This is a genomic window from Bacteroides sp. HPS0048, from assembly GCF_964240755.1.
GTDB lineage: Bacteria > Bacteroidota > Bacteroidia > Bacteroidales > Bacteroidaceae > Bacteroides > Bacteroides nordii.
In genome coordinates this window covers 121,446-136,830 of the sequence record NZ_CAXSVC010000016.1, presented here as the reverse complement: position 1 = coordinate 136,830, position 15,385 = coordinate 121,446, and the positions used below count along the sequence as shown (strand labels likewise).

The 15,385-nt window shown below is 36.3% G+C and carries 12 protein-coding genes and 2 pseudogenes; 11 read left to right on the top strand and 3 right to left on the bottom strand.

Features of this window, described 5'->3' with window-relative positions; translation table 11 throughout:
- Window positions 1-317 precede the first annotated feature (317 nt).
- The 11 genes and pseudogenes from ACESQI_RS13980 to ACESQI_RS13930 form a co-directional block, all read left to right on the top strand.
- Window positions 318-584, top strand: a complete 267-nt coding sequence (locus tag ACESQI_RS13980) for a hypothetical protein (RefSeq protein WP_007484345.1) — start codon at window positions 318-320, stop codon at window positions 582-584.
- A gap of 58 nt (window positions 585-642) precedes the next feature.
- A complete protein-coding gene (locus ACESQI_RS13975) occupies window positions 643-1,005 on the top strand; it encodes a hypothetical protein (RefSeq protein WP_007484342.1) in 363 nt (120 codons plus the stop codon).
- Between the two features lie 60 nt (window positions 1,006-1,065).
- Window positions 1,066-1,611, top strand: coding sequence for a hypothetical protein (locus tag ACESQI_RS13970; RefSeq protein WP_007484339.1), 546 nt, complete (start codon window positions 1,066-1,068; stop codon window positions 1,609-1,611).
- Window positions 1,612-1,874: 263 nt separating this feature from the next.
- Window positions 1,875-3,128 carry a nucleoside permease gene (locus tag ACESQI_RS13965; protein WP_002559541.1) on the top strand — a complete coding sequence of 418 codons (1,254 nt, stop codon included), beginning with the start codon at window positions 1,875-1,877 and terminating at the stop codon, window positions 3,126-3,128.
- Window positions 3,129-3,130: 2 nt separating this feature from the next.
- Window positions 3,131-3,694, top strand: a complete 564-nt coding sequence (locus ACESQI_RS13960; RefSeq protein ID WP_002559540.1) for a bifunctional nuclease family protein — start codon at window positions 3,131-3,133, stop codon at window positions 3,692-3,694.
- A gap of 8 nt (window positions 3,695-3,702) precedes the next feature.
- Window positions 3,703-4,398: a 16S rRNA (uracil(1498)-N(3))-methyltransferase gene (locus tag ACESQI_RS13955; RefSeq protein WP_195660652.1), complete on the top strand. Its 696-nt coding sequence runs from the start codon at window positions 3,703-3,705 to the stop codon at window positions 4,396-4,398.
- 99 nt (window positions 4,399-4,497) lie between these two features.
- A complete protein-coding gene (locus ACESQI_RS13950) occupies window positions 4,498-6,054 on the top strand; it encodes a DUF4836 family protein (RefSeq protein WP_373126366.1) in 1,557 nt (518 codons plus the stop codon).
- A 10-nt stretch (window positions 6,055-6,064) separates the two neighbouring features.
- Entirely contained in the window at window positions 6,065-6,709 is a 645-nt protein-coding gene (locus tag ACESQI_RS13945; protein WP_195660650.1) for an ATP-binding cassette domain-containing protein, read from the top strand.
- Window positions 6,710-6,723: 14 nt separating this feature from the next.
- Window positions 6,724-7,926 (top strand): ABC transporter permease, encoded by a 1,203-nt coding sequence (locus tag ACESQI_RS13940; protein ID WP_373126364.1) that lies wholly within the window; start codon window positions 6,724-6,726, stop codon window positions 7,924-7,926.
- A gap of 26 nt (window positions 7,927-7,952) precedes the next feature.
- Window positions 7,953-8,492, top strand: a pseudogene (locus tag ACESQI_RS13935) (TonB-dependent receptor); the annotation flags it as partial.
- Window positions 8,493-8,777: 285 nt separating this feature from the next.
- Window positions 8,778-8,879, top strand: a pseudogene (locus tag ACESQI_RS13930) (tRNA (adenosine(37)-N6)-dimethylallyltransferase MiaA); the annotation flags it as partial.
- 971 nt (window positions 8,880-9,850) lie between these two features.
- On the opposite strand, the gene ACESQI_RS13925 reads toward ACESQI_RS13930, so the two are convergent.
- The 3 genes from ACESQI_RS13925 to ACESQI_RS13915 all read right to left on the bottom strand — a co-directional run bounded on the left by ACESQI_RS13925 (window position 9,851) and on the right by ACESQI_RS13915 (window position 15,168).
- The gene (locus ACESQI_RS13925) at window positions 9,851-11,263 is read right to left on the bottom strand and encodes a hypothetical protein (protein ID WP_373126363.1); all 1,413 of its coding nucleotides are present in this window, start codon (window positions 11,261-11,263) and stop codon (window positions 9,851-9,853) included.
- A 51-nt stretch (window positions 11,264-11,314) separates the two neighbouring features.
- Complete coding sequence (locus ACESQI_RS13920; RefSeq protein ID WP_373126362.1) at window positions 11,315-12,658, bottom strand: O-antigen ligase family protein; 1,344 nt, start codon at window positions 12,656-12,658, stop codon at window positions 11,315-11,317.
- Between the two features lie 467 nt (window positions 12,659-13,125).
- Complete coding sequence (locus tag ACESQI_RS13915) at window positions 13,126-15,168, bottom strand: hypothetical protein (RefSeq protein WP_195660648.1); 2,043 nt, start codon at window positions 15,166-15,168, stop codon at window positions 13,126-13,128.
- Window positions 15,169-15,385 lie beyond the last annotated feature (217 nt).

The window sequence follows — 15,385 nt, the reverse complement described above, 5'->3', positions numbered from 1 at the left end:
TTATATTTTTGTTGTGAACATATATTTTGTATTGAAATAATCCGGCAAGGTTTATTTGTGACAAGTTTAATTTATAGGATCAATAGACTTGAAAATTGACTATAATTACATAGACATTAGAGTAATAAAAAAATGGTCAATAATATAAAAGTTAAACAAAATCAAATACAGAGAAAAAGTCTAGGCAAGGGGGCTTTTATTCCATTTTAATTAATGACATTAAAATAATTAGTCCATAACAATACAAATTGAATGATGAAAAACAACATCTGTATTTCGACAATTTACGGTATTTAAGTTATAAAAATGTTCATATTATGAATGAACTTACGAACAAAGTAAATGATATTTTAACAAAGTGGGATCCTATTGGAGTTGGAAGAGAAATGGCTATGGATGAATATAAGGAATATATTCCTATGATTATCCATTATGCTCAAGACCGTCAGAAGCTAATAAATCATCTGGAAAAAATACTTGTTGATTATATGGGTTTAAGTTACGACCCATACAATCAAAGACATTTTGAAGAGATGCAAAACATTTGTGATAAATTAATAGAAATATGTAAAAATCAAAAGTAGTATTCATTCTAATACAAGTAGAAAAAGGGATACAACATAACTATTATAAACACAATACATGAAGCTAAATAATATCAGAAAATTAAATATAGAAGAAGAAATTCTTTTAGAAGAACTGATACATCGATCAATTAAAGTTATTTCTCCCGATTGGAAGAATGATTTATTAGTGGCCTCTTTAGAAGACGGAGGAATGGGAAGTTTGGCTTTATTTCCTTGTGATACACTTAATAAAGTACGACATTTTGGCTCGCAAGTTAGTGAATGCCAATTTAGGGATACTGATGGAGTATTGGTCGTAGCTTCATTATATTTAGATGAAGATGACAAACTTTATGAATTGGATATGTGGAAGGTTGATTTTAGCAAATTAATAAATATTCCTACTCATTTTGAGGATGTAGAATATTCAAATAAATAATCAGAGTAAGAGTCTATTTGCATTGAGGCAAGCATAACGGGGTTTAAATAAAATCACCATATGAAGTTACTTTTAAACACTTTATTGATATATTTAGTAGTTTCAATCTGGTCGTTTGGGTTAGCTAATGCCCAGACTATTAATATTTATGATGAATATAAGGCTAGTAGGAGAATTATTAAAGAAATTATCACCGATAATAATTTGGAAAAGACTTTAACCGGTTACGCTTATGGCGGTTATTTTATCGGCCAGTCCCTTTTTCTCATTATCAAAGAAGGAGATTCTTTTTTTGAAGTATATCAAGGAGAAAAAGGCAAAGGAATTCAAAACACCTATAAATTTGATTTGGCAGACAAGCGGTTAAGTTCTTTATTTGCATGGACAAAACATGATAAAGTAACATATAATATTCAATCCGACGAATACTTCGCTATTTATTACTACTTTGTATTATATGATAAAAGCCATAATAAGAAATTAGAATTTAATATATCAACAATGACTGCATATAAAAATGCTCAAAGATCAAGAAAGTTCCGCAAGTTGCTACCATTTACAAAAGAACAACAGAAGCTTATCGGGGAATTAATTAGTCACTTCTAAATATTTTAGAAGAGCATATCTTTAGAGTATGAAACTATAACAATTAAATACAGAGAATCAAACAACTAAAAAAATCAAATTGCATACCTAATTATAATCAGACTTCTTTTTCTTCTCAAATTTCCTTATACAAGGGGCTCTTTTCTCCACTCTTTTGGTACACAATCGGCGAAAAACATTATATTTGCAGCTATTATAAAATAGCAACAAGTTACAATTCGTAATAACTTGTAGCTTGTAACTCGTAACTAAATAAAAATAATATGAGTATCAAGTATCGACTAATTATTATGAACTTCCTGCAGTTCTTCGTGTGGGGATCGTGGTTAATTTCATTGGGCGGCTACATGGGTGGTGTCTTACATTTTGAAGGAGGGCAAATAGGTGCAATCTTTGCCACAATGGGCATAGCCTCTCTCATCATGCCAGGACTGACAGGTATTATAGCCGACAAATGGGTAAATGCTGAACGATTATATGGGATACTACATATTCTGGGAGCTGCCAGCCTTTTCTATGCCTCCACAGCCACTGATTATAACCATATGTATTGGGCTATGTTGCTCAATCTGTTGGTATATATGCCTACGCTCTCATTAGCAAATACGGTATCTTACAACTCTCTCGAACAATATAAATGTGACATTGTCAAAGACTTTCCGCCTATCCGTGTATGGGGAACCATCGGTTTTATCTGTGCTATGTGGGCAGTAGATCTCACCGGATTCAAATCCTCTTGTGCACAACTCTATGTGGGTGGTGCAGCAGCACTTATTTTAGGTTTATATTCATTTACTCTACCCGCTTGTCCGCCTGCCAAAAGTGAAAACAAAAGCCTGCTTTCTGCTTTCGGACTCGATGCTCTGGTATTATTCAAACGCAAGAAGATGGTTATCTTTTTCCTCTTCTCTATGTTATTAGGAGCTGCATTACAAATTACAAACAGTTACGGAGACCTCTTCTTAGGTAGTTTTGCTTCGATACCGGAATTCGCTGATTCGTTCGGTGTAAAACACTCTGTCATCCTACTTTCTATCTCACAAATGAGTGAAACCCTGTTTATTCTTGCCATACCATTTTTCCTCAGACATTTCGGCATCAAGCGCGTAATGCTTATCAGTATGTTTGCCTGGGTATTCCGTTTCGGACTTTTCGGTCTGGGCGATCCGGGTTCAGGGCTATGGATGCTGATACTTTCGATGATTGTCTACGGAATGGCATTCGATTTCTTCAACATTTCGGGCTCTTTGTTTGTTGAATTAGAAGCTAAGCCTGCTATCAGAGCCAGCGCACAGGGATTATTCTTTATGATGACCAACGGATTGGGAGCGATCATCGGAGGATATGCCAGTGGTGCTGTGGTGGATGCCTTCTCGGTATATGCCGACGGTATGTTGGTAAGCCGTGAATGGCCCGACATCTGGTTCATCTTCGCAGGTTATGCGTTAGTTATCGGAATATTGTTTGCTCTGGTATTCAAATACAAACACCAGCCAGAGGAATTAAGTAAAAAGTAACAATGGATAAAAAGATAGAATTACAAGTATTAAATATCTCCAATAGTCAGGCGCAGGTAGGTGCCTACGCTCTGGTATTGGGGGAAGTGGGAGGCGAACGGCAACTACCTATCATTATAGGTCCGGCCGAAGCGCAAGCCACTGCCATCTGCCTGAAAGGAGTAAAAGCGCCGCGTCCCCTGACGCACGATTTATTCTATACATGCCTGAACGTTTTGGGCACCAAAATGCTCAGGGTGCTTATCTATAAGGCAAAAGAAGGTGTTTTTTACTCATATATCTATCTGCAGAAAGATGAAGAAATTATTCGTATCGATTCACGAACTTCGGACGCTATCGCTCTGGCCGTACGTGCAGATTGCCCTATTTTTATTTATGAGTCTATTCTTGAAAGAGAATATATCCGCCTGGATGATTCTGATCAGCCGGATACAGAGCAACAGGAAGAGGAGACAAATGATTCCGACAATGTGAATTCACTTGAACAAGCATTGGAGCAAGCTATCAAAGAAGAGAACTATGAACTGGCAGCCCGGTTACGCGATGAAATAAACAGAAGAAAATAAATTTAAATATGCACGTATTCTATACTCCCGATATACAGAAGAACCTTGAACTTCCGGAAGAAGAAGCACAACATTGTGTCCGTGTTTTACGACTCAACATTGGAGATGAAATCACCCTGACGGATGGTAATGGAAATTTTTACCGTGCGGAAATAACTGCCGCAACCAACAAACGTTGTTTGGTAAAGATACTCGAAACAATTCCACAAGAACCTTTATGGTCAGGACATCTACACATAGCCATGGCTCCAACAAAAAATATGGATCGTAATGAATGGTTTGCCGAAAAAGCTACCGAAATAGGTTTTGATGAGTTGACCTTTCTTAATTGCCGTTTTTCGGAACGAAAAGTCATTAAGATGGAACGTATTGAAAAGATAGTAGTATCTGCCATCAAGCAATCACTCAAAGCACGTTTGCCGAGGCTCAATGAAATGACAGATTTTGATAAATTCATCACCCAGGAGTTTACCGGTCAAAAATTCATCGCACACTGTTATGAAGGTGAAAAACCACTGCTTAAAAATATTCTGAAACCAGGAGAAGATGCATTGGTACTTATCGGACCGGAAGGAGATTTCAGTGAAGAGGAAGTAACCAAAGCAATAGAAAAAGGCTTTCAGCCCATAAGCTTAGGTAAATCCCGGCTGCGAACGGAAACGGCAGCACTGGTAGCAACAATGGTAGTGAATAGTGATAAGTGATTAGTGATTAGCGGGCTGCGCTATCATACCGAATGGTACTAATCACTTATCACTACTCACTTATCACTAAAAAATACATCAATTAAAAAACAAATAGTTATGGCAAAAAGAATGATTTCCCGACTTTCAGTGCTGGTAGTGCTGATGGTATTCATGGCAGCTTGTTCAAAGAAATCGGAATACACAAATGTTATACCTGCTGACGCTTCGGCCGTAGCATCTATCCATTTGAAATCACTGGCTGATAAATCCGGACTGAAAGACAAAGAGAATGAAGCAGCCAAACAAAAGATGATAGAGGCGCTGAAAAGTGGAACTACTGCGGCAACTTTCCAACAATTAGAAAAAGTCTTGAATAACCCTAAAGAATCAGGAATAGATGTGGATGCACCTGTATATGCATTCACTGCAACCAGTTTTCCATATACAGCTCTGGTAGCTAAAGTGTCGGACCAGGATAAACTGCATACTTCACTGGATATAATGGTGAAAGAACAAATCTGCCAACCCATAGAAGCAGCAGACGATTATAGTTATACACGAATGGGACAACGTGACATCTTTGCTTTTAACGAAACAACAGTTATGCTGGTACAGACGGGCAGTACATCACAAATGGAAAATGCTCAGAAGATGATCAGCGAGCTAATGAAACAAACCGCTGAAAAAAGTATCGCTAATAACGCTGGTTTCCAGAAGATGCAAAAACAGAAAGGTGATATTAATTTCTTTGCATCTTTAGCTGCACTTCCTAAAGAATACACACGCCAGCTGAATTTGGGTTTAACCGGCATAAAAATAGATCCCAAAGAGATAATGGCTCTTGGTAGTCTTAGCTTTGAGAAAGGAAAGATTGCTCTACTTTTTGAATACTATACAGAGAACGAAGAAGCCAAAGCCATGTTGAAAAAACAGGAGAAGGCAACGATCAAACTGAATAATACTTTCCTTAAATATTTCCCTGCATCAACCATCGCATTTATGAGTGTAGGAGCCAATGGAGAAGAGTTGTACAACCTGTTACAGGAAAATGAAGAATTCCGTAACACAGTATCTATTTCCAAAGCAGAAGAAGTGAAAGCCCTGTTCGCTTCATTCAACGGTGATATATCTGCCGGACTGATCAATGTAACTATGGGTAAAGATCCTGCTTTCGTAGCTTATGCAGATGTAAAAAACGGAAATGCACTAAAAGCTCTTTATGACAATAAAAAAGCACTGAATCTGAAAAAAGGTGAAGATATCGTTCAATTGGGTGAAAATGAATATGTGTACAAGTCAAGAGCTATGAATATCTTCTTTGGGCTTAAAGACAAGCAAATGTATGCTACAAATGATGAATTACTTTATAAAAACATTGACAAAGCAGCTGATAAATCTATAAAAGACGTTGCCTATGCTTCGGATATGAAAGGAAAGAACTTCTTCTTTGTTGTTAACATGGATGCTATCCTCGAACTCCCGATTGTAAAAATGATGGTAGGCTTCGGAGGTGAAGAGTACCAAATGTACTATAACCTGGCATCACAAATTAGTTATCTGGAAATAAGCAACGTAAGCGACGGTGTTAGTGAAATAGACCTCGTTCTGAAAGACAAAGATACCAACTCGCTGAAACAAATTGTAAACTTCGCCAAGAAGTTTGCCGGCATGTAATTTTCTGAACATGGAAACAATTCATCTGCAGCAAACACTTCCCCAAGTGTTTGCTGACCGTAATTCTATCACATCGGATATCTGGCACAAGAACATTATATTCCGTAAAGGAGAAATGTATCTGATTGAAGCAGCCTCCGGTACCGGAAAATCATCATTATGTAGTTATATATATGGCTATCGAAGCGATTATCAAGGTATTATAAATTTCGATGAGACTAATATCAAGGCATACACAGTAGAGCAGTGGGTCAACCTACGCAAGCATTCACTGAGTATGCTTTTTCAAGATTTGCGCATCTTCTCCGAACTCACAGCACTCGAGAATATTCAATTAAAAAATAATCTGACCGGATATAAAAAGAAAAAAGAGATTCTTGCTCTTTTTGATGCAATGGGCATTGCCGACAAAACCAATATAAAGGCAGGAAAATTATCTTTTGGCCAACAGCAACGTGTTGCCTTTATCCGTGCACTATGTCAGCCTTTCGACTTTATCTTTCTGGACGAACCTATCAGCCATCTGGACGATTATAATGGACAAATTATGAGTAGTCTGCTAACGGAAGAAGCCGGAAAACAAGGTGCGGGAGTTATTGTTACTTCTATCGGGAAACAGATCGAATTGCCTTATAACCAAGTATTACGCCTGTAACAGATCATACGAATATGAAACTTATCTGGAAACTTCTTCGTCAACATATCAGTATCGGCCAACTTGCCGGTTTCTTTCTTGCCAATCTGTTTGGTATGGTTATTGTATTGCTCAGCGTACAGTTTTATAAAGATATTATCCCTATGTTTACAGAGGGAGATAGTTTCATGAAGAAAGATTATATCATTGCCACCAAAAAAATAAGTACCCTTGGGGCTTTTGCCGGAAAAAGCAATACTTTCTCTCCACAAGAGATAGAGAATCTCAAGAAACAACCTTTTACTAAAAGTGTAGGTGCATTTACTCCTTCACAATTTAAGGTGTCAGCTGGTTTGGGTATGCAAGAAGCCGGTATCCGTCTTTCTACAGACATATTCTTTGAAGCGGTGCCCGATGAATACGTAGATGTAAAACTCGACAAATGGCATTTTGACGAAGAGACACATACTATCCCCATTATTATTCCACGTAATTACCTGAATCTGTACAACTTCGGATTTGCTCAAAGCCGCAGTCTGCCCAAGCTCTCCGAGGGCGTAATGAGCCTTATACAAATGGACATCATGATGCGTGGAAACGGACGTGTAGAACAGTACAAAGGAAACATTGTCGGTTTCTCCAACCGACTGAATACGATATTGGTACCGGAATCTTTTATGGTATGGGCAAATAAAAATTTCGCTCCGGAAGCAGAAGCACAACCGTCACGCCTCATCATCGAAGTAGGAAACCCAGCAGATGCCTCCATTGCCAAATATTTCCAGCAAAAAGGATACGAAACCGAAGATGGTAAACTGGATGCAGGGAAAACAACCTATTTTCTCCGCCTCATTGTTGGCATTGTATTGGGGGTGGGGCTCTTTATCAGTGTACTTTCTTTCTATATATTGATGTTAAGCATCTTCCTTCTGTTGCAAAAGAACACTACCAAGCTCGAAAACCTATTGCTTATCGGTTACAGCCCGGCAAGAGTAGCGCGCCCTTATCAGACATTAACTTTAGGGCTAAATATAGTGGTTCTTATTGTATCGATCAGCCTTGTAGCCTGGTTACGTCATTCTTATACCGCTACACTTAGCTTACTCTTTCCACAACTGGAAATCGGTTCACTCTGGCCGGCTATTACCGTCGGGATACTTTTATTTGTTATCGTCTCTGCTTTCAATCTGTTTACTATCCGCAAAAAAGTATATTCCATCTGGCGAGGACACCATTAAAGATCACACAAAACAAAAAAACTACCATGAAAAACCTAACACTTCCTATAGTACACAAATATACTGTCGCAATCTTTTTATGGGAGGTATTGTTTACTCCTCTCCAGATGCTTTCAGCACAAAATAAGTTGGATAGTGTTGTTTCTTACTTTCATCAGTTACAAGGCACCCATCAGGAAAAACTATATCTACATTTAGATAAGCCATACTATGGAGCCGGAGATAACATTTGGTACAAAGGTTATTTAATAAATGCAACCAGCCACCTGGAGAATCCTAAAAGTAACTTTATCATCACAGAATTAATTAATCGTACTGACTCCGTCATACTACGAAAGAAAATCAAACGGGATTCTTTGGGATTTCAAAATGCTTTCACCTTACCAAGTACGCTTCCTGCAGGAGATTACTACATCAGAGGATACACTAACTGGATGCAGAATGAAGATCCGGTATTTTTTTATTCCCGTAATCTCCAAATAGGTAACTCTATTGATGTCACTATCCTCTCTACAATTGAATATCAACCGGACACTAAAAACAATTATCTGGCCAAAATCCGATTTGCAGATATCATCCCACTTATGATACCCCACAGAAGAAAGAGAACACTACAACCGATCTACGTACCACAATCTACTGGAATCCGGAACTACAATGGAATGCTGATGGAACAGCGACCATTGAATATTATATGCCAGACAGTACAACTCCTCAGGATATTGTTATCGAAGGAGTTAGTAAGAACGGCAAAATCTGTCGTTTTACGAAAACGATTAATCAGCCTTCCAATTGATTAGTTATTACTTTTTCTTATCTTTGTACATGTCTATTTTATAAAAAATATAACTATGCCAGACTATGAATTAATTACCATTCTTGGTCCTACCGCTTCAGGAAAGACTCCATTTGCTACCGCACTGGCTGCAGAACTAAATACCGAAATCATTAGTGAATAGATTGGAAAATTAGTATTTACTTACCATATCCAATTCCGATGAGTCACACTTTTCATTGTAGACTACTCTTTCTTTTGAGCATACAAACTTGGGCTGCAAAAACACAGCGTACAAGTAACCATTAAAAAGATAAATATATTCTTCATTATCTATTCATTTTAAGTCCGAAATACAAGGAGAATTTTACTCTCTCATCCTCACCTTCCGTTTCATTTTCTTAATAAATCTTTTACTCTCAGCTGTATAAACAACCGGATGTCCCCCTCCAATACTTATGTGTAAAGAGTCCAGACAAAGTTTTATAACAAGGGAATCGGATGTTAATTTCATTATCTCATAAACGTTTGTGTCTATATTCTCTCTTTGCACTATATATTTTCCATTCTTCAGCACTCCGACACTGTCCTGTTGAAAAGAACGTATTATTGTATCAGAAAGATAATAATCACGGCATTGACTTAACTCTTCCTTTTTAAAAAAATAAAAATTACAACATTCATTTTGTTCATACTGCTTATACATAAGACTACCTATCCTGAGAGATTCTTTAAATACCCAATACTTATTTTGCAATAAATCCATTGTTGTAGGAGCAGGTTTCTGAGCACACAAATTCTGCAAACAAAGACACATTGAACATGCAACCATAAAAAAAATACATATATAACTCTTACTCATTACTATTAATTTAAATTTAACACACACAGAAATTCTGAAATATTTTTTTAGATTTCAAATAGCACAACAATTTAATGTTCACACTTTTTTACCTATTAATCTATATTTGGAGTAGAGAATCCACTTTCACTCATTAACGATTATCAACACTTGCAATTACAATATATCATTTTTCATGAAAGTAGACTCTTAAACTTAACCACACATTAGTTTAGCCAACAAAGCTATATTTATTCTACATAAATATATTCTCCTGTTCCTATACAAAAGTCACAATTCATCTATTTCTATTTATTTCCAGAAATATTAAAATAATAGTCTCCAACAAAAAAAGATTCTGGTGCTTCTTTCCAATGCCCTGCTTCAGGATCCATATATATAAGATCACCATTTGTATGATACCCAATAACCACTACATTATGCCTGGAGTCAGACATATCAGATGGTACATCTGTCATAATAACATTCCCTACATCAATTGCCTCTTGAAATCCTGTAAATGGAGATACTATAAAATGTGTATTGACAAACTTAGATAAATTTGTCAATGCAACTCCTTTTTCAGTTGCCCAAATGCCGAACTCTTGAAGATACGCTTGAAGATATGTACCCGGATTATATTCTCCTCCAAATAGTTGTTCTATATAGCTCATTATAGAAGTAACACAAGTATTAAACAACTGTTTATCCATCGTTGCCGGCAATTTTCCAACCACAATTTTATCTCCAATTTTAGATTCAAAATCCTTTCCTTTTGCAGGTGGAGTAAGTGGAGGAGGATTATAACCTCCAGAACCGCCATCATAAGGTTCATTGATATACCCGTCATTATCATGGTTATAGCCATCCTCATTATTATGAGGGATATTGTCATCATTATGATCAATCCAACCTCCACCAGGAGGAAAATCACCCCAATTCGGTTTAGGATCAGGTGTCACAATTATGTCCGGAAATGTTCCACCATCATAGAGCGGATCATCTTCCATTCCAGCTCTCGTAGTAGGTGGAGTATAGAGTTGAGGAGCTACCTCATACCGTGCAGGTATTGACCGGAAAACCAACCTATCCGCGTTCGGAAAGTCATCCCAACGTTTTTTACGTATTTTACCCACAACTTTCCCTCTTTCGTATTTCCATCCGTTTACAAATTTACCATTTAAGTCATGGAATAAAACAGAACCGAACAAATATTTATCACGATGGAGATATGTATTCTTATTTATCCTATTGGCATGAGTTTTCGTATAAAATTTAGACGGAATAATAGTCATCAAAAATCCTGTTTCTGTATTTGTTTTATAGTTTTTTACATATACAAAATGAGTATATGAACGACGATATTTCCATTCTTTTGTCTGTTGGTAGAAATCCCAATTTTCTTTCGTAACAAAATCCTGGCATACACGATCCGTTAAATCTACATCCACAACTAATAAGGAATCATTCCTGCTTATAGCATAATATTGCCAACTGGGACTCCCCGATAAAACCGGAATAGGATTCACATTAAGATTGTCACTACGAGTTTCCGCTTCATGAGTTATCTGCTGCTGATTATACCAGTTTCTCGCAATATCAAGATCTGACTTTATATTGCTATCCTTTGATTTATTTGTCAGAATATCATAGTCCTCCGTACATGCACACAATAGTAGTATAATTAAAGATACTCCTTTTAAAATTCTTAAATGATTCATGTTTTTTATTTTTAATTAATTATAGGTTAATATTGTAACTTCTTGATTACATCATAAAGCACCTCCTTTCTTTGCCTGTTCCAAATAATTACCAACTTTTTTCTTTATAAAGTTAGTTTTGGTCGAAACTATTTTAACAGGCATATTAATGATATGTTGTGCAGTCTCCAGAGCCAAATAGTCTCTTCCAGTGGACACATATATTCGAAAAAGTTCATATAAAGGTACCAAGCGACAAGGAATCATATTAGATGCTACATTAAAAGACTCTTCTGCACGAGGCAGATCTTCCATTTCCAAATAATTATATCCTTGAAGTAGCTGCACATCATAATCATTCATTTTTTTACTACATTCCAACAAAATATCATTGCCTCTTTTGTATTTCCCGGCTTGATATAACACAACACTGTAATTATATAGAAAAGCAGACTGTTGACCTAAAAAAGATTTTTGATACAGTTTATCATATTCACTCTCCATTTTTGCATCACAGGAATTTCCACACTTTAATAAATTAGTCCATAGAATGTCATAGAATCCTTGATAGAATACATTTACAAAAAGAAAGGATGAAAGAAGAAATATCCCCCATCTACATACTTTTACTTTCACTCTTCTGTTATTATCTGATATAAAAGGATGAATTACCAGTATAAAGAATGAAGATATAAACACTATTTTTATAATCTCATATTCAAACGGATATGAAAACAAAGAGCATATTGCTATTGCAACAAGACTCCAATATGCACACTTCTTTTCTGGAGTGATGTGTCTACAATAGTTACTAACAGAATATACCATAATGCCGATAATCGGAACCAAACCAATCAGTCCTCTTTCCACCATAACTTTTAGATATTCATTAAAAGGATGATGAATATTATCGCTTAACAAAATCGCCCATATTTCATTGGGATGTGCTACAAAAAAATTCGCTTGATTTAGCATATACCAAACATTAAACTCTCCAGTTCCTGACAGAGGGTTATCAATAATTGCCTGAACACAACATCGCCAGATTACAAATCTTCCATTGGCAGAATCGGGCTTTAATAAATAGAGCAACACCAATAATAATCCAATGCAACATATAAACAGAAATTTTCTCTTAAAAAAATATCCCAAAACAACAACCATTGCCAATATAGCCGCTCTGGCATTAGACAATAGAATAATAATCACCACCATTACACAAATTATAACAGACAGTCTTCGTTGTAATTTGCTTTTTACGGAAAAAAAGTAAAAAGTAAATGGTAACAGAGCAACTAACATAGCTGAAATACCAGCAGGGTTATCAAATGTACCTGTTATGATAAACACAGAACTATAAGACTGCCAAATACCGAATAGTTGTAAGAAAGCTACTAAAGATAAACTACCGGCCAAAATTACTAACAAGAAACAAAAAGGGAGGTAATATTGATAATGTGAAAAATAATAATACAACAGTAATAACATCATATTATCAATAAAAAAGAGACTGACAGAGTAATAATTTAAAGAAGACGTAAACAGCCAACCAACTCCCCAACATAGATATAAAATAATCAAAAAAACAGGTATATAAAGTACTATCCCTCTGTATTCCAAAATAGATATAATAATCCCCAATATACCCAACAAGCATCCGGTCCATAGTAGAACCGGAGTATGAAATCTGTCGGCACATAAATCTGGTATAAAATAAACAGCGCCTATAAATAGAAAACAGATACAAGCGAATATCATCTTAAAACAATAATTACGATTTTGTTGTAAACATGATTCTATACAAATTTTCATCAGTATTACATTAAGTTGGTTTAATAAACACAATATATAAGTTTGCCAGTTTATAAAAGAGATCAATACAATCACATAAATTCATTTATAAACACCTGCCGTCCGTCCATGTAAAAGAAAGGTAATTCTTCTTTACCTTTATCTAAGTTCTTTAACCAGTAAATGGTACCAGTGGGAACAGAATCAACCTCTAAAAAGTTATATTTAGAAACTATCTCTTTCAATTCAACCCATTGATTTTCGTGATAATACAATAACAGATAACGGTATCCTGGCTCTATGATATTCGTTGCAGTACGTGGCAAAAGACGAATATGGGTTATACAAACAGGACGTTTGAAGTCCATACCAAAGAAACCCCATCTTGCAAAAGTTTCCGGATCACTATCATAGGCCTTATAATACAAAACTCCCGTATGCATCGGCTCACCATTTATTTTCTTCAACGGTTTGTTTTCCACAGGTGCATCGGTAATTGTGAGTATCGGCAATGCCGACGGAATATCGGTGCGATACCCGGAAATTTCCTCTCCCAAAAATTCCAATTCAGCTATATCAACTGGCATACTGTCACGATGAAGCCGGTAATAACGATACTTCTTATCATTATTCAATAAGTACTCTTGCCAATATGAATCCGGAACTTCACGAATGATCTGTAAAGTATCAAAAGGGCCCGTCCAATGGTCAGAACCCAGAATTCGTGTACCTTTCAGATTTTTCCTGTCATTTGCCAAATGTCGTTTGGAAGGATATTTGCGTAGCAAACGCATCCGGACAGTAGATTTCGTATCAGATTGCAACTCTTCTCTAACAATATGCTTGGAAACACTATCTTTCTTTAAAATGAAAGGTTTTCCGAAAGGAACCATTTGTCCGTCTTCCGACATATAAGATGGAAAGAAAAGCATATTAACAGGTACTTTACGAAAAGTTACACGATGCCTCCAATGGGAAACCTTACCCCATGCCACAGGAGACAACTCTCCTTGAGTGTTAAAAAAAGAGAGATAAGCCAGATTATTAGAAGTATGTATGTTCATTGGCAAAATAATCTCAATACACGTATGGTATCTTTCCGTCACATCTTTTATAGTGGGAGTATCAAACACAGAAGGAAGCATCTCAGTCTCATTTTTTAGAAAATAAGGAGAATCTTTCATTACACCAAATGTTCGTTGATACACCTTCCCAGTATATTTCAAGTCCAATGGCCAGTCTTCCCATAAATTATTATACGGAGGAGTATAGGGGCAAAGTATACCGGCAGAATCAGGAGATGCACACCAATAATGGCTGCTGTCTTTATCAGGCCATTGTGGGGTGAATTCATACACTGTGGGTATACCACAGGCACGAAAATAGTTGCAGGTACGGGCAGCCAGATTATTACAATCCATCTTGAATGCAGGAATAAAAAGATCGAATGGTCCTATATGCTCTTCAGAAGTTACATATTTATTCATTTCTTTTTGCCATCCGACGTATTTCTTATAATTCTCAATAGCAGCATAAATATTCCCAGTATTACTAACCAACAGTTTATCATGAATGACAGACTTTAACATTGGTTTATTCCCGACAAAAGACTCATCTACTGTACGATATGGTAAAATCCACTCCTTAAAATCATCAAAAGGTATATCTTTAAACAATGGAGAATGTTGCCATTCATAAAAAGCCTCGTCTATATTTTCTATCAGAAATTCAGCTGTAATCTGTTGAACATCATTAACCTGGTTAACTTTTCCGGTTGGAAGAGACAGCAGGGCGTATTGCCGGCTCAGTGCCCTCGTCAATGAATCGTTGTGGTTAGCGTCAGGAATTACGTGTCCTATGGAATCGACCATTTTAAAGTACTGTAAATATGATCCGGGCAATTCCAAGCTATATCTACTCCTATGATAAGGCATATTACTTATCAGAAAACAAGCCGCTTTAAACTTCAAACGGTCGTTAGTATTGTAGTACTCTAATACCCGAATCAATTCCTTTCGGTTATTACCCGACATAGAAAGAGCTTCTTCTACTTCTTTAGGATAAGAGGAACAGGACAAAAAAAAGAATATACATACTGCATTGAAGATAAATAGTACTCTATTATTATAAATCATAGTCTTAGATTTATCAATTTTTTATACGGTAAAAGTAGATACATTCTAACAGTGGCATGTTCGAAAATATTCTTTCTTTTTCTAAAAACATACCGATTCTACCTATATTGGATGTAAAATAGAAGAAACGATGGATGGGTAAAATCAAATTGTCCACCTAAAGCATCCAGAAGAACACTCAACAATATGGATTTCAACGAGTTATACTATCCCCTAT